The organism is Streptomyces sp. NBC_00328 (assembly GCF_036139655.1).
In the GTDB taxonomy this organism is placed as follows: Bacteria; Actinomycetota; Actinomycetes; order Streptomycetales; family Streptomycetaceae; genus Streptomyces.
Map to the genome: position 1 here is coordinate 6,885,087 of NZ_CP108013.1, position 22,328 is coordinate 6,907,414.

Here is a 22,328-nt window from a genome sequence, read left to right on the forward strand (position 1 = left end):
TATCCGCGACGCGCGCACATCCACGACACCACCCCTTCGGGTCATCCGATCACCTCACCGTGATCGCCGTGACCCGGAGGGGTGGTGTCGTATGTGCGGGGCCGGCCGTCCTGCCACTCCACCCAGTGCGGATCGTCCAGGTACTCCCAGGCGTCGGGCAGTCCGGCGCGGCGCAGGAACTCGACCACGTCGGCGTCGCTGTGGGCGATGCCGGCACTTCGTCCGCGGATCGTCACGCGGCGCCCGCCGGCACCGACCGGGCGGCCGACGGTGATGGGCGCGGTGGGCGCGGTGGGGGTGGTCGAAGCGGTCGGCGCGTGCGCGTCGTCGGGCCGTGCGCCTTCGTGGTCGGGGCGCGAGTCTTCGTTCGGCTGTATGTGTTCGTGGTTCACAGGACACCCGGATCCGTGTCGGGGCGGCAGTACGGGCAGGCCGTGACGCCGTCTTCGGTGATCGCCCGGAGAGCCTGCTCGCGGGCGAGCGGCCTCGTGTTCTCCCCGGCCATGCCGCAGTCGCCGGTGTGGACGGCGTCGGGGGCGACGTGCGGGCCGCACGCGTGGCCGCGACCTCCAGGCGCTCCAGCTCGGCGATGGTGTCGTCGGTGCGGCGCAGTTGCCAGAACAGCCACGCGCGGACGCTGCGCAGATGCTGCGGGCGGGACACTTCTTCGGACACATGTTCGATTCTAGGGTCTGGCGGAACGTCGCGACAGCACTCCTCGCGTGCCGCCCGATCGTAGAGAGACGCAGGTCACATTCAGGCCGGTCACATCGTGCCGGGTCGTTCCGTCAACCAGGTGTAACGACGGGAAACGACACAGGGAGCACACCATGGAAGCTCGTCTGAACCTCTTCGCCAGCCCGGTGGCGGCCAAGTTCATGAAGCACATCGTCGCCGCCGGCAGGCCGCTCGCGGAGTCGACGCTGCCGCTCGCGACGCAGGAGCTGGTGAAGCTTCGTGCCAGCCAGATCAACGGCTGCGGATTCTGCACGGACATGCACAGTAAGGACGCGGAGGCCGCGGGGGAGACCTCCGTGCGCCTCAACCTGGTCGCGGCCTGGAGGGAGGCGACGGTGTTCACCGACGCCGAGCGCGCCGCCCTGGAGCTGACGGAGCAGAGCACCCGTATCGCCGACGCGGCGGGCGGCGTCACGGACGAGTGCTGGGCGAACGCCGCCAAGTACTACGACGAGGAGCAGCTCGCCGCGCTGGTGTGCTGCATCGCGCTCATCAACGCCTTCAACCGCGCGAACGTCATGATCCAGCAGCCCGCCGGCGACTACCGGCCCGGCCAGTTCGCGTAACCGGGAGACGCGAGGGGTCCGTCGGCCGGGACCTGATTCACGGGGAGGGCTGCGCCGGTTCGGGCGGGGACGGTTCGGGAGAGGGAGAGGGAGAGGGTGGGGCGGGGGCGGGGACGGCGGCGGAATGGTGACGATCCTGCCTTCCTCCTCCTCTTGCTCTTCCTCCTCCTTCTCGGCCGCGCAGGTTGTTCATGCGGTGGGCTCATGCGGCGAGGGGCCCACCGGAATCGTCCGGCGGCCGGGGTCGTACGAGTGAACGCCGCCGTTCTCCGATCGACGGTCGGTGTCTTACGAGTGAATCCCGGCGTTCTCCGATGGGCGGCCGAGGCGTCGGCGGGAAGAGCATCCACGTACCGACACCTCAATGGCAGGGAGCACCCCCTATGCCGAAGTTCCTCATCCAGGCCCGCTATACCCCCGAGGGGGCGAAGGGCCTGCTCAAGGAAGGCGCGAGCGGCCGCCGCGCCGCCGTCGAGCACGTCGTCGCCGGCCTCGGCGGGAGCGTCGAGGCCATGTACTTCTCCTTCGGAGAGGACGACTTCGTGTGCATCCTCGACTTCCCCGACGCGGTCTCCATGGCCGCCGTCAGTCTCAGCGTCAAGGCCAGCGGTGCCCTCCACACCCGGGCCACACCGCTTCTCACCCTCGACGAAGTCGACGAGGCCGCCCGCAGAGAGGTCGCCTTCCGCCCTCCGGGCACGTAACCCGATCCGGCCGGGGGCACTCCACCTCAGGCGCTCCGGCTGGACCCTCGCTGGCGAGTCCAGCCCGGGTGCCATGCTCTGCTCCATGGACGCGGACGAGTTCTGGAACCTGATCGAGCGGGCCCGCGGTATGGCCGTCGACCTGGCCGACGTCGAGGACATCGCCGAGCAGGCCACCGTGCTGCTGGCCGGGCACGCCCCCCGGGACATCCTCGGCGCCGAGCGGGTCCTGCAAGAGTTGATGGCCGCGTCCGACCGAGCTCCCCTCTGGGCCGCGGCCTGGGTCATCAGCGGCGGCAGTCCCTGCTTCGACGAGGGTTTCGACTACTTCCGCGGATGGCTGATCGCCCAGGGCAGGGAGGTCTTCGAACGCGTCGTCGCGCACGCCGACCAGTTGGCGGAGCTCCCGGAGATCTCTGCGTCGGCGCCCGAGGGGATCGAACCCGACGGTGAGGAGATTCTTGGCATCGCCCAGGACGCCTACGAGAGGGCGACCGGCACCGAACTGCCCGAGGGCGCCTTCGCCCTCGACCACCCAGCAGTCGATCCGGACCTCGGCTTCGACGACCGTGAGCGTATGACCGCCCTGCTGCCCCGGCTCACCGCCCTGTACCCGGGCTGACCCGGACCGGCCCGCGGCCTCGACGGTGGCAGGGTCGGTGGGGCGGGTTTGCCGTTCGAAGCCGGCGGCGTGCCCGGTTCCTGGCCCGCAGACGGCCCGAGACGTCAGTGTCCCGGAGGCCGCCCGCCCTGTCGTGTCGCGGAGACGATCGCTGATACGACGGCGGTCACGGCGAGGCTTCCGATCATGACCAGCACCACGCCGACCATGAAGAGGCCGCTGGAGTCGTCCGACCAGTCGTAGTAGGCGGCGACGGTGAGGCCGGCCGTGGTGCCGAGGACAGCGGCTCGGGTGTAGTGCCGGGATGCCGCCCAGTACACCGGTGCCAGCGGAATCAGCACCAGCCCGATCACCTGCCATGCCTCGTAGGGGCCGGTCGTCGAGCCGTCGGGTTGCACGTCACGATGCTGGTCCCAGCCCGGCCAGGCAGCCCACACCTGCGGAAGTACGTGCCAGACGGATCACCGCGCGGCGACTGGGCGTACTCCTTCGGGAGGCCTTGTAGCGCACTGAGGTCGATTGAGCGGAGCCGGTGACCAGACCCGGGGTGCGGGGCCATCTGCTCACCGGCACGCACGCCTGTGGATCGTCGCAGCAGGTGAGAGGCACACACCGGCACTGACATCGCCAGGAGGGTCCGGCCGGGTGCCGCGCCGGGCCGCCCCCGGGCCGTGCGAGGTCGGAGGAAGGTGACGGGCGGCAGCCAGGGGTGACCGCCCCCACCCCGTTGTGGCCTGGGCCGGTGGTATTGATCTGCGACACTGGAAGGGTTATGCCTGCACCCGGAGAACTCACCTTTGTCGCGCCGCGCGGAGCCAAGAAGCCGCCGCGGCACCTTGCCGATCTCACGCCCGCCGAGCGCAAAGAGGCGGTTGCCGCGATCGGTGAGAAGCCGTTTCGTGCCAAGCAGCTCTCGCAGCACTACTTCGCCCGGTACGCGCACGACCCCGCCGAGTGGACGGACATCCCGGCCGCCTCGCGCGGAAAGCTCCAGGAAGCGCTGCTTCCCGAGCTGATGACGGTCGTGCGGCACCTGTCGACCGACCAGGACACCACCCGCAAGACGCTGTGGCGGCTCTTCGACGGCACGCTCGTCGAGTCCGTGCTGATGCGTTACCCGGACCGGGTGACCATGTGCATCAGCTCGCAGGCGGGCTGCGGGATGAACTGCCCGTTCTGCGCCACCGGGCAGGCCGGCCTCGACCGGAACCTGTCCACAGGCGAGATCGTGCACCAGATCGTCGACGGTATGCGGGCGCTGCGTGACGGCGAGATCCCCGGGGGTCCGGCGCGGCTGAGCAACATCGTCTTCATGGGGATGGGCGAGCCGCTCGCCAACTACAAGCGGGTGGTCGGAGCGATCCGGGCCCTGACCGACCCCGAGCCGGACGGCCTCGGGCTCTCTCAGCGCGGTATCACGGTGTCGACGGTCGGGCTCGTCCCCGCCATCAACCGGTTCGCGGACGAGGGCTTCAAATGCCGGCTCGCGATCTCCCTGCACGCCCCGGACGACGAGCTGCGCGACACCCTCGTCCCCGTGAACACGCGGTGGCAGGTGCGCGAAGTGCTGGACGCCGGCTGGGGATACGCGGACCGGTCCGGACGGCGCCTGTCCATCGAGTACGCGCTGATCCGCGACATCAACGACCAGGCGTGGCGTGGGGACCGGCTCGGGCGGATGCTCAAGGGCAAGCCCGTACACGTCAATCTCATCCCGCTGAACCCGACCCCGGGCTCGAAGTGGACCGCGTCGCGGCCCGAGGACGAGAAGGCGTTCGTCGAGGCGATCGCGGCCCATGGCGTCACGGTCACCGTCCGGGACACCCGGGGGCAGGAGATCGACGGAGCGTGTGGCCAGCTCGCCGCGACCGAGCGGTAGTCTGAACCGAGTCGGCCCGTACGGTCGTCCGACATCACCATGGTCGGACAACCCCATCGTCCGGCATCTTCACCGTCCGACATCTTCATATTCCGACAGGGGAGCGCCACAGCGCTGAGAGTGCGGGACAGACCGCAGACCCTCTGAACCTTGCCCAGGTCATTCTGGGTAGGAAGTTCGGTCGTTACTCAAGCTGTTGCGCCCTGCCCGGGAACCGTCAGAGGTCCCGGGCAGGGCCGCGTCTCTTCCTGGTCACCCAGGAGGAATCAGTGAGCATCACCACCACCGTCAGCAGCGGCAGACGGTTCGCCGTCATGGCCGCCGGGCTCGGTCTCGTCGCGCTGCCCGTGCTGTCCGCGTGCGGCTCGTCCGGCGCCTCCGGCTCGGGCGATTCGAAGACGGTCACGCTCGTCAGCCACGACTCGTGGCTCGTGTCGAAGAGTGTGCTGGCCGACTTCGAGAAGCAGTCCGGCTACAAGGTCCGCGTCCTCAAGGACGGCGACGCCGGTCAGGCCGTGAACAAGGCCGTCCTGACCAAGGACAACCCCCAGGGCGACGTCTTCTTCGGCGTCGACAACACCCTGCTCTCCCGCGCGCTCGACAACGGGCTGTTCCAGCCGTACGAGGCCAAGGGCGCGGACCAGGTCCTGCCGGAGTACCGGACCGACCAGGACAAGCACCGGGTCACGCCCATCGACACGGGCGACATCTGCGTCAACTACGACAAGGCCTGGTTCAGCGAGCACAAGCTGGCGCCGCCGCGGTCCTTCGACGACCTGGTCAAGCCCGCGTACAAGAACCTCCTCGTCACCGAGAACGCCGCCACCTCCTCGCCCGGCCTCGGCTTCCTGCTCGGGTCCGCCGCGCACTACGGCGACAAGGGCTGGGAGGACTACTGGACGAAGCTCAAGGCCAACGGCGTGAAGGTCGTGGACGGCTGGGAGCAGGCGTACAACGAGGAGTTCTCGGGGTCCGCCGGCGGCAAGAAGGCCAAGGCCGACCGGCCGCTCGTCGTCTCGTACGCCTCCTCGCCGCCCGCCGAGGTCATCTACGCCGACCCGAAGCCCGCCACGGCCCCGACCGGCGTCGCGGACGGCACCTGCTTCCGGCAGGTGGAGTACGCGGGTCTGCTCAGCCACGCCAAGAACGCCAAGGGCGGCAAGGCGTTCCTGGACTTCCTGCTCACCAAGGAGTTCCAGGAGGACATGCCGCTCAACATGTTCGTCTACCCGGTCCGTGAGGGCGCGCGGGTGCCCGCGGAGTTCACCCGGTTCGGTCCGCAGGCCAAGGATCCCGAGATCCTGGCGCCCGCGAAGATCGCCGCCGATCGCGACCAGTGGGTCAAGTCGTGGACCTCACTCGTACTGAAGTAACGGACAAGGCCGGTCCCACCGAGCCGGTCGGCAAGACCGACTCGGTCGGCGGGACCGGCCGGGTCGGCGACATCGGCCCCGAAGCTGCCGCCGCAGCAGAAGCCGCAGCCGCGGCCGCGGCCTCGCGCGGCGCGCGTCGGCGGAGCGCGGTGCGGTTCGGGCTGATGGTCCTGCCCGTCGCGTTCTTCGCGGTGTTCTTCGCCTGGCCGGTCGCAGCGATCGTCTCGCGCGGGCTCCACGGGGACGGTGGCTGGGAGCTGGGCCGGATCTGGGACGTGGCGACCCGCTCCGACATCCGGCACGTGCTGTGGTTCACCACCTGGCAGGCGCTCGCCTCGACGGTGCTCACGCTGCTGGTCGCGCTCCCCGGCGCGTATGTCTTCGCGCGCTTCGATTTCCGGGGAAAACAGATTCTCCGGGCCGTGGCGACGGTGCCCTTCGTGCTGCCGACCGTGGTCGTCGGCACGGCGTTCCTCGCGCTGGTCGGCCGGGGCGGGCTGCTCGACGAGCTGTGGGGCGTACGCCTGGACACCACGGTGTGGGCGATCCTGCTCGCGCATGTCTTCTTCAACTACGCCGTCGTCGTACGGACCGTCGGCGGGCTCTGGTCGCAGCTCGACCCACGCCAGGAGGAGGCCGCGCGCGTGCTCGGGGCCTCGCGTCTCGCGGCCTGGCGCAGGGTGACGCTGCCCGCGCTCGGGCCCGCCGTGGCCGCCGCCGCCCTCATGGTCTTCCTCTTCACCTTCACCTCGTTCGGCGTGGTGCAGATCCTCGGCGGACCCACCTTCTCCACCCTCGAGGTCGAGATCTACCGGCAGACGTCCGAGATCTTCGACCTCACGACGGCGGCGGTGCTCACGATCGTCCAGTTCGTGGCCGTCGGCGGAATCCTCGCCGTGCACGCGGCGACCGTACGCCGACGGGAGACCGCCCTGCGGCTGGTGGCGCCGGCGACGACCGCGCGCCGGCCGCGCGGTGCCGGGCAGTGGGCGCTCCTCGCGGGTGTGCTGGCGAGTATCGCGGTTCTGCTCGTGCTGCCGCTCGCCGTCCTCGTCCAGCGCTCCCTCGGCGCACCGGGGCTCGGCTACTACCGGGCCCTGACCGACGACGACGGAGGCGTCTTCCTCGTCGCCCCGATCGAGGCGGTCGGCAACTCCCTGGAGTACGCGCTCGCCGCCACCGCCATCGCCGTGCTGATCGGCGGTCTGGCCGCGGCCGCCCTCACCCGGCGCGCGGGCCGGGTGATGCGGGGCTTCGACGCCCTGCTGATGCTGCCGCTCGGCGTCTCCGCGGTGACCGTGGGCTTCGGGTTCCTGATCGCCCTGGACGAGCCGCCGCTCGACCTGCGCGCGAGCTGGATCCTCGTGCCGCTGGCGCAGGCGCTGGTGGGCGTCCCCTTCGTCGTACGGACGATGCTGCCCGTGCTGCGCGCGGTGGACGGGCGGCTGCGGGAGGCCGCGGCCGTCCTCGGGGCGTCGCCGTGGCGGGTGTGGCGCGAGGTCGATCTGCCGATGGTGCGGCGGGCGCTGCTGATCGCGGCCGGGTTCGCCTTCGCCGTCTCCCTCGGGGAGTTCGGGGCGACCGTCTTCATCGCACGGCCCGACAACCCGACGCTGCCGGTCGCCGTCGCCCGGTTGCTCGGGCGTGCGGGAGATCTCAACTACGGCCAGGCGATGGCCCTTTCGACCATCCTGATGGTGGTGTGCGCGGTGGCGCTGCTGCTGTTGGAGCGGGTACGGACCGACCGGACCGGGGAGTTCTAGATGCTGCTGAGCCTCCAGGGCGCGACCGTACGCTTCGGCGGGCGGCCCGTGCTCGACGCCGTCGACCTCGAGGTCGCCGAGCACGAGATCGTGTGCGTGCTCGGGCCGAGCGGCAGCGGAAAGTCCACACTGCTGCGGACGGTCGCCGGACTGCAGCCGCTGGACGCGGGCCGTGTGGTGCTGGACGGACACGACCAGGGAGGCGTCCCCGCGCACAAGCGGGGCGTCGGCCTGATGTTCCAGGACCATCAGCTCTTCCCGCAGCGGGACGTGGGCGGCAACGTGGCCTTCGGACTGCGGATGCAGGGCACGTCGAGGAGCGGACAGGCCGCCCGGGTGGGGGAGTTGCTGGACCTCGTCGGGCTGCCCGGAGCCCGGGACCGCGCCGTCGCCTCGCTCTCCGGCGGTGAGCAGCAGCGCGTGGCGCTGGCCCGCGCCCTCGCGCCGAGCCCCCGGCTGCTGATGCTCGACGAGCCGCTCGGCCAGCTGGACCGCTCGCTGCGCGAACGGCTCGTCGTCGAACTCCGCCAGCTCTTCGGCGAGTTGGGTACGACGGTGCTCGCCGTCACGCACGACCAGGGCGAGGCCTTCGCGCTCGCGGACCGGGTCGTGGTGATGCGCGACGGACGGATCGCCCAGTCCGGTACGCCACTCGAGGTCTGGCAGCGGCCCGCGGACGCCTTCGTGGCCCGCTTCCTCGGCTTCGACAACGTGGTCGACGCGACCGTGAGCGGGGGTGCCGCCGACACCCCCTGGGGCAAGGTCCCGGTGCCCGGGGGCGCCCCCCAGGGGCCCGGAACCCTCCTCGTACGGCCCGCCGGTGTACGGCTCGTGGCCGCGGCGGACGGGCTGCGCTGCGCGGTCGCCGCGCGCACCTTCCGGGGCACCCACGTCGCCGTACAGCTCCAGCCGGAGGGCGCGCCCCGGCTGGAGGCCGCGTGCGCGCTGCGGGACGCTCCGGAGCCCGGGGACGTGGTCGGGGTGGAGTTCGACGCCGCGGAGATCGTCGTCCTCGGGGCGCCGGCCCCCGCGAAGCGGCCGGCGCGGCAGGCGGGTTGAGCGGGACGTCCGGACAGCCGTGTGGCCCGCCCCCTCGACGGGGGCGGGCCACACGGTCGTTCAGGAGGTGGTTCAGCTCGCCTTCGAGGCGCCACGGCGGCGCATGCCGAAGAAGACCGCTCCGCCACCGACGACGACGAGCGCGCCGGCGATACCGGCGATCATCGGGGTGTTGGAGTTCGCACCGGTCTCGGCGAGGTTGGACTCACCGGCGGCCGCGGACGGCTGGTTGTCGCCCGGGGTGGCCGGAGCGGCGCTGCTCTCCGAGTCGGACGGGCTGGCCGAGTCCGAGGGGGTGTCCGAGGAGGCGGACTCCGACGGCTCCGGGCTCGCCGACGGGGACGGCGACTCCGACTTCGTCGTGCAGGCCTCGTCCTTGGTCACCAGGTTCGGCGAGATGTCCTTGTCCACGATGTTCGGGACGCTGACGTGGATCCGGTACTCGGCCTTGGGCGCCCAGTCCTCCGAGAAGGAGATGGTGGCACCGTCCTTGCTGCCGGTGACCTTCTGGGCGGACCCGACCTGGTGGTCGTCGGCGCCGTTGCGCTCGAGGAAGACCGTGATCGTGGCTTCCTTGGCGGAGGCGTCGATGTCGGTCACGGTGATGATGCCCTTCCCGTTGCCGTCACAGGTGGCGGCGGCCGAGAAGTCCTTGATGTTGCAAGCGAGTGCGTTGCCGGCGACGCCGAGCGCGAGCGCGGCAGAGGCGGAGGCAACGCCGAGGATTCGCACGGAATGTGCGGTGCGTCGAGATATGGACACGATTGCCCTTCACAGGTTGCGCAACTGCGGGGGGTGTCGGGGGATTTGCTGCGATCTTTCCAGCAACAGCGCCCCCAGGAGCCTCACAGGTGTATAAGCGCGACCTAAGTGCTGTCAATGCGTAGACCATGCCCTGTTGTTGGCTTTGCCGAGTTGTTAAGGTCCCAGGTGTTTGAGTGCTTCCGGAGCGTCATCGACGCCGTCGACGAGGGTGATGCGCGACTCCATCGGGCGCTCCCTGGCCAGCGACGTCAGCAGCGCCCAGGCGGGGTACTTCTCGGTCCAGTGCTCCCGGTCCACCAGGACCATGGGGGTCGGCTCGCCCCTGGATCCGTAGTAGTTGGGAGTCGCGTTGTCGAAGATCTCCTGTACGGTCCCGGCGGCGCCCGGAAGGAAGACGACCCCCGCGTTCGAGCGGGCCAGCAGCCCGTCCTCACGCGTCGCGTTGGCAAAGTACTTGGCGATGTGCGCGGCGAAGGCGTTCGGCGGCTCGTGGCCGTAGAACCAGGTGGGAATGCCGACCGAGGGGCCGCCCGAGGGCCAGCGCTCGCGCACCTCGAACGCCGCGCGCGCCCAGTCCGTGACGGACGGGGTGAACGAGGGGACGCCGGCCAGCACACGCAGGGCCTCGTCGAGCATGCCGTCGTCGAACGGGGCCGCGTACGCGCCGAGGTTCGCCGCCTCCATGGCGCCGGGGCCACCGCCGGTGGCGACCATGAGACCGGAGCGGGCGAGTGTGCGGCCGAGCCGCGCGGCCCCCGCGTACGCCTCCGTGCCGCGCGCCATCGCGTGGCCGCCCATCACGCCCACCACCCGTACGCCGACGAGGAGTTCCTCGAGCGCGTCCGAGACGGAGTCGTCGTGGACCGCGCGCACCATCGACGCGAATATGTCGCCGTCGGCCTTGGTCCGCTGGAACCAGGCGTACGCGCGGGCGTCCGGCGTCGACTCGTACCCCGCGTCGAGCGAGGCGAAGAGCTCGTCGGGGGAGTAGAGGTGGCCCCGGTAGGGGTCGAGGGGGAGGCCCGGTACGGGCGGGAAGACGAGGGCACCCGAGAGCCGGACCCGCGCGGCCGCCTCGGGCTGCATCGGACAGCCGAGGAACACGGCACCCGCGGTGTCCGCGGACAGCAGGTCCGGCGTACGGCCCGTCAGATCGACGGCCTGGACCCGGAACCCGGCGAGCGAGCCGCCCGCCGAGACGGCCTCGTCGAACTCGGCGAGGGATTCGATCTCACGGTCGTGGGAGACGTGAAGGGGAGTTGGCAGCACCCGGCCATGCTAGGTGCTGCCGCCCAAGGGGCACCGGGGTTCTGGACCCCCGCCCGCCGCGACGTGACCCCGGGTCATCCCCCGGCCTCGCGACCAGACCCCGGGTCACCCCGGCCTCTCAGCTGACCGCTGACCGCGACCCGACCCGGGCAATCGGCCTCGGCCCGGCGCCGGCCGAGCGGTCCACCCCCGCCGCTTCACGGCACGCCGGACCGGCAACCTTCTTTCGCCCCCTCCGCCCCTGCCCTTCCCGTACCCGGGGCTCCGCCCCAGACCCCGCTCCTCAAACGCCGGAGGGGCTGAATTCCCCCGTACCCGAAGAGGCGGGCCGGCGCGTGGACCCCTGTACCGCGCGCCGGCACCGGAACGTCGACCCGGCGGTGAGGCTCAGCCCTGGACCGCCGCCGGGTCCATCCACATGACCTCCCAGGTGTGGCCGTCGAGGTCGTCGAAGGCACGCCCGTACATGAAGCCCTGGTCCTGTGCCTCGCCGGTGCCCGAGCCGCCCGCCGCGATGGCGGCGTCGACCAGCTCGTCGACCTTCTCGCGGCTCTCGGCGCTCAGACACAGCAGCACCTCGCTGGTCTTCGTCGCGTCCGCGATCTCCTTCTTGGTGAAGTCCGCGTAGCGCTGCCTGCCGAGCAGCATCGCGATGATCGTGTCGCTGATCACCACACAGGCGCAGTCGTCGGTGGAGAACTGGGGGTTGATCGTGTAGCCGAGCTCCGTGAAGAACTTCCTCGAGGCGGCGACGTCGGACACGGGCAGGTTCACGAAGATCATCTGCTGGTACATGCGAGGTACTCCCGTCGGTGTGGTGCCGTTCGCAGGGATAGACCGGGGGGTCGCCCGGAAATCATCGCCCGGTACGGACTTTTCCCCGAGGACCGCGCCGGGCGGCCCGCGGGCGCGTCACCTGACCGGCCCGCGGGCCGGTCAGGTGATGAGCGGAAGCGCGGCCAGTTCGGCGACCGCCCAGGTCAGCGGGGCGAACGCGACGAACAGCGCCCCGGCGCGCAGGGCCGCGGCGCCGCGCAGCATCGTGGCGGGCGCCCCGAGCCGCAGCAGTGCCGCCGTGGTGTCGGCACGGGCCTGCCGCACCTCGACGGCGGCGGTCGCCAGCGTCAGCAGCGTGCACCCGGCGACCAGCAGGGCGCCGAGCGTGGTCAGCGGACCGAAGGCGGGCCGGGCGCCGGTGTACAGCGTCGTCATGGCGAACCCGCCCGACGCCACCGCGCACACCACCCCCAGCGGCTGCCCGATGCGCCGCGCCTCCGCCTGGAGCACCCGCCCGGCCAGCAGCCGCATCGCGCCCGGACGTACGGCCTGGAGCAGCCATCCGCACAGATACGTGATCGCGGGCCCGGCGAGGGCCAGACCGACCGCCGTCAGCACCCAGCCGAGCAGTACCCCGGCCGGACCGCCGACGAATCCGCCGGGCAGCGCGAGCGCGGGCGTGTGTCCCGGACGGCTCGCGTACGTCTCCACGGCCAGCCCGGCCGCCAGCGCGGCCGCGCCCCAGGGGAGACCGTTCGGGCAGCCCTGCGCGGGCGGCAGCGCGCGGGATCCGGCCTCGGCGGCCCGGCGCCGGTCCGGGCGCGCACCGGGCACGACGGGACCCTCGTGCGCCGGTTCCGGGTGTGCGTACGAAGGTGCCGTGTCCCCGTACGCGATGTCCGGGCGCTCGTACGAGGGCGGCGTTCCGTGGGCGACGGCGGGCGGCAGGTCCTCCGTGGCCGTCCTCCGGGTCTCGTCGGAGGCGTACGCCTCGGCGGTCCAGTGGAAGTCGGGGCCGCCGGAGCCGTCGGCCGCGGGGGCCCGCGGGTCGGGTGCCGGCAGGGCGGCGCCGTCGGTGTCCGTCGACGCGTCCCGGAATCCGTCGCCCGTGCCGGTCACGGTCAGAGCCGCGGCCGTGCCGGTCACGGTCGGACCCGCGGCCGTGCGGGTCGCCGCGGAGGCCGTGGGCCCGCCGGGCGCGGTGATGGGCGCGGGCGTGCCGGGGGCGCCGCCCGTGGGCCGTCCGCCGCCGCGGGTACCGGGCCGCGGAGCGCCCGCGACGGCGTTCTGCCGCGCCGACATCCAGGTGCGGCCGTACGACCACGCGGCGCGCACCGGACCGCCGCCCCGGGGGCGCAGGGCCAGGGCGGCCGCGCCGGAGGCCGCGACCGGCACCACGACGAGCAGGGTGAGGGCCGCGGGCAGGGGCAGGGACCGGCCGGAGGCGAGGAAGTCCGTGGCCGCGCCGCCGAACGGGATACCGGTCAGGTCGCCGCGCAGGTGGAGGAAGAGGACCAGGGCGAGCAGAGATCCGAGGAGCGTGGACAGGGCGGTGGTGGCGGCGGAGATCGCCATCAGCCGGCCCGGACCGAGGCCGATGGCGGACAGGCCGGGCCGGGGCCGGGTGGCGGGGTCGGTGCGGGCCACCGCGACGGCGAAGTAGACCGTGGCGGCGAGGGGAACGACGCACCAGGCCAGGCGCAGCGCGCCGGCGGCCGAGGCGTCCGGATGGCTCAGCGCGTACCCCAGCGTGCACAGCAGCAGGAACCCGGTGCCCGCGGAGGCGGCGGCGACCAGGAGCCGGCGGAGCTGGACGAGGGGGTGGCCCCCGCGGGCTAGACGGAGAGCGAGCACGCGGCCCGGCCTTCCGTCTCGGCGACCGGGGGCAGGTGGACGGTGTTCACACGCCGTCCGTCGAGCAGGTTCACCGTGCGGTCGGCGAGGGCCGCGGTGTCCGGGTCGTGGGTGGCGAGGACGACGGTGATGCCGTGCGAGCGGGCCGCCGAGGTCAGGGTGCGCAGCACATGAGCCTGGTCGGCGCGGTGCAGAGGGGCCGTCGGCTCGTCGGCGAACAGCACGGTGGGGGCGGGGGCGAGGGCGCGGGCGACGGCCACGCGCTGCCGTTCGGCCTGGAGCAGGGCGTGCGGGCGTCTGCGGGCGCAGTCGCCGACGTCCAGGCGCTTGAGCCACTCCAGGGCGGCGGTCTTGGCGGCCCGGCGGGTCCAGCCGCGCAGCATCAACGGGAGGGCGGTGTTCTCCCAGGCGTTCAGCTCGGGGACCAGCGTCGGGACGGGGCCGATCCAGCCGAACCGGTCCCGGCGCAGCCGCTCGCGGGTGAGCGGGCCCATGGTGTGCACGGGTGAGCTGTTGAACCAGACCTCGCCCTGCTGCGGCAGGAGCTGGCCGGACAGGCACAGCAGGAGGGTCGTCTTGCCGCTGCCGCGCGGGCCGCCGACGGCGAGGATCTCGCCCTCACGGACGCCGAGCGAGACACCGCTGAGCGCGGGCGAGCCGTTGTGCTTGACGTGCAGGGCGCGTGCCCAGAGCACGTCGTTGTCAGGCGGGGCCACCATCGCGTACACCTCGTTCAGAGCTGATGTGCCGTGCCCGGCGATCTCTTCGAGGTCGCTCGGTCCCCCGGACGGGGGAACGAAGGGCAGGGCCGATCGGTCAAGGGGCACGCTAGGGAGTCGGGGCCGGGAGGCCGGACAGCACGCGGCCCCGGGCCGCCCATTCTCACTCGAACGGGCGCCACCGGGGCCGGTGTTGATCAGTCGGACGGAAGACCGGAGCCGCCGGGGGGAAACCGGCGGGCCGAGCTCGCGGCCGGGGCCGACGGGGTGCGGTCAGAGCTTGGTCCACGCCTCCGTCAGGACCTGACGGACGATCCCCTCGATCTCGTCGAAGGTCGACTGGTCGGAGATCAGCGGCGGCGAGAGCTGGATGACCGGGTCACCGCGGTCGTCGGCGCGGCAGTAGAGGCCGTACTCGAAGAGCTTCTTGGAGACGAAGCCGTAGAGCACGCGCTCCGACTCCTCGTCCGTGAAGGTCTCCTTGGTGGCCTTGTCCTTCACCAGCTCGATGCCGTAGAAGAAGCCGTTGCCGCGGACGTCGCCGACGATCGGCAGGTCGTGCAGCTTCTGCAGGGTCTGCAGGAAGTTGGCCTCGTTGTCCAGCACGTGCTGGTTCAGGCCCTCACGCTCGAAGATGTCGAGGTTGGTGAGCGCCACGGCCGCGGAGACCGGGTGGCCGCCGAAGGTGTAGCCGTGCAGGAAGGTGTTGTCGCCCTTGTAGAACGGCTCGGCGATCCGGTCGGAGACGATGCACGCGCCGATCGGGGAGTAGCCCGAGGTCATGCCCTTGGCGCAGGTGATCATGTCCGGTACGTAGCCGAACTTGTCGCAGCCGAACATCGTGCCGAGGCGGCCGAAGGCGCAGATGACCTCGTCCGAGACCAGCAGCACGTCGTACTGGTCGCAGATCTCGCGCACGCGCTGGAAGTAGCCGGGCGGCGGCGGGAAGCAGCCACCGGCGTTCTGCACCGGCTCCAGGAAGACCGCGGCGACCGTGTCCGGGCCCTCGAAGAGGATCTCCTGCTCGATCTGGTCGGCGGCCCAGCGGCCGTAGGCCTCCGGGTCGTCGCCGAAGAGCGGGGCGCGGTAGATGTTGGTGTTGGGGACCTTGTGGGCACCCGGGACCAGCGGCTCGAAGGGGGCCTTCAGGGCCGGCAGACCGGTGATCGACAGGGCGCCCTGCGGGGTGCCGTGGTAGGCGACCGCACGCGAGATGACCTTGTACTTGGTCGGCTTGCCCTGCAGCTTGAAGTACTGCTTGGCCAGCTTCCACGCGGTCTCGACGGCCTCGCCGCCACCGGTGGTGAAGAACACCTTGTTCAGGTCGCCCGGCGCGTGGTGCGCGAGGCGCTCGGCCAGCTCGATGGCCTTGGGGTGGGCGTAGGACCACACCGGGAAGAAGGCCAGCTCCTGGGCCTGCTTGAAGGCCGTCTCGGCCAGCTCGGTGCGGCCGTGGCCGGCCTGGACCACGAACAGGCCCGCGAGACCGTCGAGGTAGCGCTTGCCCTTGTCGTCGTAGATGTAGGTGCCCTCACCACGGACGATGGTGGGAACGGGCGCGTTCTCGTACGAGGACATGCGGGTGAAGTGCATCCACAGGTGGTCGTACGCGGTCTTGCTGAGGTCCTTGGTGCTCACGGCTATCGGGTTCCCCACATGTAGGTCTGCTTCTTGAGCTTCAGGTAAACGAAGCTCTCGGTGGAGCGCACCCCGGGCAGGGCCCGGATGCGTTTGTTGATGACGTCCAGCAGGTGGTCGTCGTCCTCGCAGACGATCTCGGCGAGGATGTCGAACGAGCCCGCGGTCATCACCACGTACTCGACTTCCGACATGGCAGTCAGTGCTTCGGCCACCGGGTCGAGGTCGCCCTCGACGTTGACACCGACCATCGCCTGCCTGCGGAACCCCACGGTGAGCGGGTCCGTGACGGCGACGATCTGCATGACGCCCTGGTCGAGCAGCTTCTGGACCCGCTGGCGCACGGCGGCCTCGGAGAGGCCCACGGCCTTGCCGATCGCGGCGTACGGGCGGCGTCCGTCCTGCTGGAGCTGCTCGATGATGGCGAGGGAGACGGTGTCCAACTGGGGACTGCCGTTCCTGGACTCGCGGGAGTCCCTGGGTTCCGCGCTTCGACTGGCCACGGGCTCACTGTGCACGACGTATCGACAGTTCCGCAAGCATGCGGCGATGAAATTCGTTGTTTACGGGTACGCGTCTTGCGGATTTCGCAGCTCTGGGCCGTTCGGGGGTGTTGAAAACGTGGAGCCACGGATTAGGGTGGGGCCCAGGCATCTCAGGTAGTGGACACCTGGGCCGTTGGACATCCGACAGGAGGGCCGGGCAGTGAGCACCGAGCTGCGTCGTCTGCGCAATTACATCGACGGAGAGTTCCGCGATGCCGCCGATGGACGGACCACGGAGGTGGTCAACCCCGCGACCGGCGAGGCGTACGCGACCGCGCCGCTCTCCGGCGAGGCGGACGTGGACGCCGCCATGGCGGCGGCCGCCGCGGCCTTCCCGCAGTGGCGGGACAAGACGCCCTCCGAGCGCCAGAAGGCGCTTCTGAAGATCGCGGACGCGTTCGAGGAGCGGGCCGAGGAGCTGATCGCGGCCGAGGTGGAGAACACCGGCAAGCCGATCGGTCTGACCCGGTCCGAGGAAATCCCGCCGATGGTCGACCAGATCCGCTTCTTCGCGGGTGCCGCCCGCATGCTCGAGGGCCGCTCGGCCGGCGAGTACATGGAGGGCATGACCTCGATCGTCCGCCGCGAGCCGGTCGGCGTCTGCGCCCAGGTCGCGCCGTGGAACTACCCGATGATGATGGCGGTGTGGAAGTTCGCCCCGGCTCTCGCGGCGGGCAACACGGTCGTCCTGAAGCCCTCGGACACCACCCCGGCCTCCACCGTCCTGATCGCCGACATCCTCGGCGGCATCCTGCCCAAGGGCGTCTTCAACGTCATCTGCGGAGACCGCGACACCGGCCGCGCGATGGTCGAGCACCCGACCCCGGCGATGGCGTCCATCACCGGCTCCGTCCGCGCGGGCATCTCGGTCGCCGAGTCGGCGTCCAAGGACGTCAAGCGCGTCCACCTGGAGCTGGGCGGCAAGGCCCCGGTCGTCGTCTTCGAGGACACCGACATCCCCAAGGCCGTCGAGGACATCTCGGTCGCGGGCTTCTTCAACGCCGGCCAGGACTGTACGGCCGCGACCCGCGTCCTCGTCCAGGACTCCATCCACGACGAGTTCGTCGCGGCGCTCGCCAAGGCCGCCGCCGAGACCAAGACCGGTCAGCCGGACGACGAGGACGTGCTCTACGGCCCCCTGAACAACCCCAACCAGCTCAAGCAGGTCGCCGGGTTCATCGAGCGCCTGCCCGCGCACGCCAAGGTCGAGACGGGCGGTCAGCAGGTCGGCGACAAGGGCTACTTCTATGCCCCGACCGTCGTCTCCGGCCTCAAGCAGGACGACGAGATCATCCAGAACGAGGTCTTCGGCCCGGTTATCACCGTCCAGTCCTTCTCGGACGAGGCCCAGGCCATCGAGTGGGCCAACGGCGTCGACTTCGCCCTCGCCTCCTCGGTGTGGACCAAGGACCACGGCCGGGCGATGCGCCTGTCCAAGTCCCTCGACTTCGGCTGCGTGTGGATCAACACCCACATCCCGCTGGTGGCCGAGATGCCGCACGGCGGCTTCAAGAAGTCCGGCTACGGCAAGGACCTGTCGGGCTACGGCTTCGAGGACTACACGCGCATCAAGCACGTGATGACGTCGTTGGACGGCTGACGGCTGACGGCTGACGGCTGACGGCTGACGGCTGACGGCTGACGGCTGACGGCTGACGGCTGACGGCTGACCGAGCGGCGTTCACGCTCGGCTCGTACGCACCACGTGGCCCCGGACGGGATTCGATCCCGGCCGGGGCCACGTGTTCCCCCGGGGTGTTCGGCTCAGACGCTCTCGGTCACGCTGGAGAGCGTGGGTCCGCCAGGTGCGCCCGCCTTCCCGTCCCCCTTCTCCGTGTGGAAGCCGGGCAGGCCGCCGGAGCCGCCGCCGGAGCCGCCGACAGGGCTTCCGCCGGATCCGGTGCCGGGCTTGCCGGGCTTGCCGGGAACGGGCAGCGGAGGCAGGCCGGCCTTCGATGAGAGGGTGATGCCGGCCTTCTTCAGGATCGGCGCGCACGCCTTCTGCGCGGCCCGGTAGCTCTTGGAATTCGGGTCGAATCCGTTGGTCGCCCCGACTCGCACGCTGAACAGGATGCGGCCCTGCTTGTCCTTCGAGGCATGGAAGGCCGGGAAGACCTTCTGGCCGTGGCCGCGCATGCACGCCGCGAACGCGTCGTTGGCGGTGTTCACGTCCCCCGGCGCGTGCGAGGTGGGCCGGTACCCGACGGCGCCCGGGAACCCGGCGGGGGGAAGGCCGCCCTTCGGCGGCTTGCCGGTCGTCGAGTGCTGCGTGAGCCGGGCGGACGCGGCGGTCCACGCCGTCGCCGTGGTCACGGTGGACCTGTCGGACGCCGAAGCGGCCGAGGCGCTGACGGTTCCGAGGGTGGCGGCCGAGATCAAGGCGCAGGCCAGGGCGAGTCGTTGTGGCCGAGTGGCCAGTGCACGCATGGGTTTCCTCCATGGGGCGGGCGGCGGTGCCGCCGGGTCGGACGTGTTGGCGCACGGTGGCGCACCGCCGCGCCGTCACATGTCGTGGCTCGACCGGCAGGGCGGGGTGCGCGGTGTCGTGTTGTGCTCCAGCCAAGCCCGGGGGCGGTTACGGCACGGGAACGGCCGTCCTTATGGCGAACCGACGGCGAGCGGAAGGCGTACGCCGGGACGGCAGGGCCCGGCCGGAGGGTGCGGGCCCGCCCGGGGTGCGGGGCTCGCTCGCACAGGCAACGCTTATCCCCGTGTAACCCCCGGGCCGCCACACTGACCGCCATGCGTGTGCTGGTGGTCGAGGACCATGAGGAACTGGCCGAGACCGTGGCCGCCGGGCTGCGCCGCGAGGGCATGGCGGTCGATCTCGCGCTGGACGGACCCACGGCGCTGGAGCGCGCCGCGGTCAACGCGTACGACGTCGTCGTGCTCGACCGCGATCTGCCCGGCGTCCACGGCGACCAGGTGTGCCGGACGCTGGCCGCGGGCGGCAGCCGGGCGAGGGTGCTGATGCTGACCGCGTCCGGCACGGTGGCCGACCGGGTCATGGGACTCGGTCTCGGTGCCGACGACTATCTGCCCAAGCCCTTCGCCTTCGCCGAACTCGTCGCACGTGTACGGGCCCTGGCGCGACGCGCGCAGCCCGCGCTGCCCCCTGTCCTGGTCCGCGGGGAACTGCGGCTCGACCCGGCGCGGCGGCAGGCGACCCGGGGCGGCTCGGGGCTCGCCCTCAGCCCGAAGGAGTTCGCCGTGCTCGAACTCCTGCTGGCCGCGCAGGGCGCCGTGGTCTCCACCGAGGAACTCCTGGAGCGGGCCTGGGACGAGGCGGCCGACCCCTTCAGCCAGACTGTGAAGGTCACGGTGAGCCGGCTGCGCCGCAAACTGGGGGAGCCGCAGCTGATCGCGACGGTGGACCGGGCGGGGTACCGGATCGCATGACGGACGCATCCGCCGGAGCCGACCGCCCGGCCCCCTACGGCACGCGCCCGCGGCCGGCACCACCCGGCAGCCGCTGGTGGCGAGCACTGCGGACCGCCCGCGGCCGGCCGGCCCTCGGCGGTGTCCGGTGGCGGCTCGCCCCGCGCAGCATTCGCTGGCGGCTGACCCTGCTCTACAGCGCGCTGTTCGTGGTGGCGGGGGCCGCCCTGCTCGGCTTCACCTATCTGCTGGCTTCGCGGACCGCGCCGTCGACGGCGGTCGGGGGTTCGTCCGTGGCCCCCGGGCTGCCCGGGGGCGAGGGACAGACCCCCGATCCGCCGACGCTGACGATGTACGCCGAGGCCTTGCGCGCCGATCAACTGCACCAGTTGCTCGTCGAGGCGGGCGTCGCGCTCGCCGTGATGACCTTCGCCTCCGTGGCCCTGGGCTGGCTCATGGCAGGACGCGTCCTCGCGCCGCTGCGCACGATGACCTCGGCCGCCCGGCGGATCTCCGCGGACAACCTCCGCCAGCGGCTGGCGGTGCCGGGTCCCGAGGACGAACTCAAAGCCATGGCGGACACCTTCGACGACGTACTGGGGCGGCTGGAGGGCGCGTTCGAGGCGCAGAAGCAGTTCGTCGCCAACGCGTCGCACGAACTGCGCACTCCGCTCACGCTCCAGCAGGCGATCGTGGACGTCGCGCTCGCCGACCCGGGGGCGTCGGTGGAGAGCCTGCGGGCCGCGTGCCTGCGCGTTCGTGCCGCCGGGCAGGAACAGGAGCGCCTCATCGACGCCCTGTTGACCCTCGCGCGCAGTCAACGCGGGCTTCAGCGAAGGGAGTTCGTCGACCTCGCCGAGACGGTGCGGGAGCTGCTGCCGGACGGCGGGCCCGGGACCGGCGGGCCGCGGGTGCGGGCCGACCTCGGCTCCGCGCCCGTACTGGGCGACCCCCAGCTGATCGAACGCCTGGTGGTCAACCTCGCCGACAACGCCGTACGGCACAACACCCGTGGGGACCAGGAGAGCTGGGTCCAGGTGTGGACCGGGACGGAGGCGGGGCGCCCGGTCCTGCGGATCGACAACACCGGCCCGGTGATCCCGCGCGACCAGGTGGCCGGACTCTTCCAGCCGTTCCGGCGGCTGGGCGCGGAACGGACCGGGACGCGCCCGCGCGGGAAGGGCCGCCCCCGCGAGGGCCTCGGGCTCGGCCTGTCCATCGTCACGGCCGTCGCCACCGCCCACGGCGGAACGGTCGAGGCATGGCCCCGTCCGCGCGGCGGCCTGTCCGTGAGGGTCGCGTTCCCGCCGTGCGCGCCGCCCGCGTCGAGGCCGGGCCCGGCACAGGGCCGGGGACGGGCGGCGGTCGCGCGCGCGGAGTTCTCGGAACGCCGGGAAACGGATCGACAGGGTGTCGGGTCGGCGGGCGACTGATCGACGCAGCGTCCATTGTCCCGGCCGAGCCCGGGTCGGCATGCTTCCCGTGTGCCAGTGAATCGGAAGACCTCGCCCCCTTCCCGCCGGTCCCTGCTGCGCGCCCTGGGCGGCGGTGCCGCGCTCGGAGCGCTCGCGGGATGCGGGGTACCGGCGGCGTACGTGGGACCGGGTGAGCGGGCCGGAGCGGACCTCTCCGCCACGGACAAGCGGCTGACCTGGGCGAACTGGCCGCTGTACATCGACACCGACGACGAGGACAGCACCCGGCGGCCGACGCTGGAGGCCTTCGGGAAGCGCACCGGGATCTCCGTCGACTACATCGAGGAGATCAATGACAACGACGAGTTCTTCGGCAAGATCAGCCCGTCCCTGATGAACCACCAGCGGACCGGCCGCGACCTCATTGTCATCAGCGACTGGATGTGCGCCCGTTTCGTCCGGCTCGGCTGGGTCCAGGAGATGGACCGGTCCCGGCAGCCGAACGTCGTCAAGTACCTGGACCCGCTGCTGAGTTCGCCCGCCTTCGACCCCGGCCGCAAGTCCTCGGTGCCGTGGCAGTCGGGGATCACCGGAATCGCGTACAACCGCCGCAGGGTCGGCCGCGAGATCCGGCACGTCTCGGATCTGTGGGCCGACGACCTCAAGGGCCGGGTCACCCTGCTCTCCGGCCTGGACGAGGCGTTCGCGCTGCTCATGCAGGGCAACGGCGTCGACATCACGAAGTGGCGGGCCGACGACTTCCACCACGTGTGCGATCAGGTCGAGAAGCAGGTCCGCCGGGGCCAGATCCGCCGCTTCACCGGCAACGACTACATCAAGGACCTCGCCGGCGGGGACGTGCTGGCCTGCCAGGCCTACTCGGGCGACGTGATCCAGCTCCAAGCCGACGACCCCGACATCCGCTTCGTCGTCCCCGAGGAGGGCGCCGAACTGTGGGCCGAGTCGCTGATGATCCCCGACCTGGCCCGGCACAAGGCCAACGCCGAGAAGCTCATCGACTACTACTACGAGCCCGAGGTCGCCGCCGAACTGGCCGCCTGGGTCAACTACGTCTGTCCGGTCCCCGCCGCCCAGGACATCCTCGCCTCCTCCAAGGACAAGGACACCGCCGCCCTCGCCGAGGACCCCCTGATCTTCCCGGACGCGACGATGCGCAGGCGTCTCGCGATCGCCCGCGACATCTCCGCCACCGAACGCACGGAGTTCGCCAAGCGCTGGAACGCGATAGCGGGCCTGTGACAGA

The 22,328-nt window shown here is 71.5% G+C and carries 22 protein-coding genes; 11 read left to right on the top strand and 11 right to left on the bottom strand.

The window, feature by feature from the left end; translation table 11 throughout:
• Positions 1-41: 41 nt before the first annotated feature.
• Complete coding sequence (locus tag OG485_RS30355) at positions 42-392, bottom strand: hypothetical protein (protein ID WP_443048785.1); 351 nt, start codon at positions 390-392, stop codon at positions 42-44.
• Positions 389-628: a DUF6233 domain-containing protein gene (locus OG485_RS30360; RefSeq protein WP_328671756.1), complete on the bottom strand. Its 240-nt coding sequence runs from the start codon at positions 626-628 to the stop codon at positions 389-391. The genes OG485_RS30355 and OG485_RS30360 overlap by 4 nt, the downstream gene beginning before the upstream one ends.
• A 202-nt stretch (positions 629-830) precedes the next feature.
• Here OG485_RS30360 and OG485_RS30365 point away from each other — a divergent pair, with 202 nt between their 5' ends.
• From OG485_RS30365 to OG485_RS30375, 3 genes are all read left to right on the top strand, one after another.
• Positions 831-1,304 (top strand): carboxymuconolactone decarboxylase family protein, encoded by a 474-nt coding sequence (locus OG485_RS30365; protein ID WP_328671758.1) that lies wholly within the window; start codon positions 831-833, stop codon positions 1,302-1,304.
• A 383-nt stretch (positions 1,305-1,687) separates the two neighbouring features.
• Entirely contained in the window at positions 1,688-2,008 is a 321-nt protein-coding gene (locus OG485_RS30370) for a GYD domain-containing protein (RefSeq protein WP_328671760.1), read from the top strand.
• Between the two features lie 85 nt (positions 2,009-2,093).
• A complete protein-coding gene (locus tag OG485_RS30375) occupies positions 2,094-2,630 on the top strand; it encodes a DUF4240 domain-containing protein (RefSeq protein ID WP_328671762.1) in 537 nt (178 codons plus the stop codon).
• A gap of 104 nt (positions 2,631-2,734) precedes the next feature.
• On the opposite strand, the gene OG485_RS30380 is transcribed toward OG485_RS30375, so the two are convergent.
• Positions 2,735-3,067: a hypothetical protein gene (locus tag OG485_RS30380; protein ID WP_328671764.1), complete on the bottom strand. Its 333-nt coding sequence runs from the start codon at positions 3,065-3,067 to the stop codon at positions 2,735-2,737.
• Between the two features lie 335 nt (positions 3,068-3,402).
• On the opposite strand from OG485_RS30380, the gene rlmN reads away from it, so the two are divergent.
• The 4 genes from rlmN (at position 3,403) to OG485_RS30400 (ending at position 8,704) form a co-directional block, all read left to right on the top strand.
• Positions 3,403-4,509 (top strand): 23S rRNA (adenine(2503)-C(2))-methyltransferase RlmN, encoded by a 1,107-nt coding sequence (gene rlmN / locus OG485_RS30385; RefSeq protein WP_328671765.1) that lies wholly within the window; start codon positions 3,403-3,405, stop codon positions 4,507-4,509.
• 314 nt (positions 4,510-4,823) lie between these two features.
• Positions 4,824-5,882 (top strand): thiamine ABC transporter substrate-binding protein, encoded by a 1,059-nt coding sequence (locus OG485_RS30390; RefSeq protein WP_328674718.1) that lies wholly within the window; start codon positions 4,824-4,826, stop codon positions 5,880-5,882.
• A gap of 164 nt (positions 5,883-6,046) precedes the next feature.
• Positions 6,047-7,645: an ABC transporter permease gene (locus tag OG485_RS30395; protein ID WP_328674719.1), complete on the top strand. Its 1,599-nt coding sequence runs from the start codon at positions 6,047-6,049 to the stop codon at positions 7,643-7,645.
• On the top strand, positions 7,646-8,704 hold the full coding sequence (locus tag OG485_RS30400) for an ABC transporter ATP-binding protein (RefSeq protein WP_328671767.1): 1,059 nt from the start codon (positions 7,646-7,648) through the stop codon (positions 8,702-8,704).
• 72 nt (positions 8,705-8,776) lie between these two features.
• Here OG485_RS30400 and OG485_RS30405 read toward each other — a convergent pair whose 3' ends face one another.
• From OG485_RS30405 to OG485_RS30435, 7 genes are all read right to left on the bottom strand, one after another.
• Complete coding sequence (locus OG485_RS30405) at positions 8,777-9,436, bottom strand: LAETG motif-containing sortase-dependent surface protein (protein ID WP_425870595.1); 660 nt, start codon at positions 9,434-9,436, stop codon at positions 8,777-8,779.
• A gap of 186 nt (positions 9,437-9,622) precedes the next feature.
• Entirely contained in the window at positions 9,623-10,738 is a 1,116-nt protein-coding gene (locus OG485_RS30410) for an LOG family protein (protein ID WP_328671771.1), read from the bottom strand.
• 387 nt (positions 10,739-11,125) lie between these two features.
• Positions 11,126-11,533: a VOC family protein gene (locus tag OG485_RS30415; protein ID WP_326785224.1), complete on the bottom strand. Its 408-nt coding sequence runs from the start codon at positions 11,531-11,533 to the stop codon at positions 11,126-11,128.
• A gap of 141 nt (positions 11,534-11,674) precedes the next feature.
• Complete coding sequence (locus OG485_RS30420; protein WP_328671774.1) at positions 11,675-13,369, bottom strand: hypothetical protein; 1,695 nt, start codon at positions 13,367-13,369, stop codon at positions 11,675-11,677.
• Positions 13,351-14,088, bottom strand: coding sequence for an ABC transporter ATP-binding protein (locus OG485_RS30425; protein WP_328674720.1), 738 nt, complete (start codon positions 14,086-14,088; stop codon positions 13,351-13,353). The genes OG485_RS30420 and OG485_RS30425 overlap by 19 nt, the downstream gene beginning before the upstream one ends.
• Before the next feature lie 273 nt (positions 14,089-14,361).
• A complete protein-coding gene (locus tag OG485_RS30430) occupies positions 14,362-15,744 on the bottom strand; it encodes an aspartate aminotransferase family protein (RefSeq protein WP_328671776.1) in 1,383 nt (460 codons plus the stop codon).
• Positions 15,729-16,244 carry an Lrp/AsnC family transcriptional regulator gene (locus OG485_RS30435; protein WP_328671779.1) on the bottom strand — a complete coding sequence of 172 codons (516 nt, stop codon included), beginning with the start codon at positions 16,242-16,244 and terminating at the stop codon, positions 15,729-15,731. Before OG485_RS30435 ends, OG485_RS30430 begins: the two co-directional genes overlap by 16 nt.
• 187 nt (positions 16,245-16,431) lie before the next feature.
• On the opposite strand from OG485_RS30435, the gene OG485_RS30440 reads away from it, so the two are divergent.
• Positions 16,432-17,871, top strand: coding sequence for a gamma-aminobutyraldehyde dehydrogenase (locus tag OG485_RS30440; RefSeq protein WP_328671780.1), 1,440 nt, complete (start codon positions 16,432-16,434; stop codon positions 17,869-17,871).
• A gap of 164 nt (positions 17,872-18,035) precedes the next feature.
• Here OG485_RS30440 and OG485_RS30445 read toward each other — a convergent pair whose 3' ends face one another.
• On the bottom strand, positions 18,036-18,698 hold the full coding sequence (locus OG485_RS30445) for a hypothetical protein (protein ID WP_328671782.1): 663 nt from the start codon (positions 18,696-18,698) through the stop codon (positions 18,036-18,038).
• Positions 18,699-19,013: 315 nt separating this feature from the next.
• Between OG485_RS30445 and OG485_RS30450 the strand changes: the two genes are divergently transcribed.
• The 3 genes from OG485_RS30450 to OG485_RS30460 are packed head-to-tail and all read left to right on the top strand — an operon-like array spanning position 19,014 to position 22,324.
• On the top strand, positions 19,014-19,670 hold the full coding sequence (locus tag OG485_RS30450) for a response regulator transcription factor (RefSeq protein WP_328671783.1): 657 nt from the start codon (positions 19,014-19,016) through the stop codon (positions 19,668-19,670).
• Positions 19,667-21,082, top strand: coding sequence for a sensor histidine kinase (locus tag OG485_RS30455; protein ID WP_328671785.1), 1,416 nt, complete (start codon positions 19,667-19,669; stop codon positions 21,080-21,082). Before OG485_RS30450 ends, OG485_RS30455 begins: the two co-directional genes overlap by 4 nt.
• Positions 21,083-21,133: 51 nt before the next feature.
• On the top strand, positions 21,134-22,324 hold the full coding sequence (locus tag OG485_RS30460) for a polyamine ABC transporter substrate-binding protein (protein WP_328671787.1): 1,191 nt from the start codon (positions 21,134-21,136) through the stop codon (positions 22,322-22,324).
• Positions 22,325-22,328: the final 4 nt, after the last annotated feature.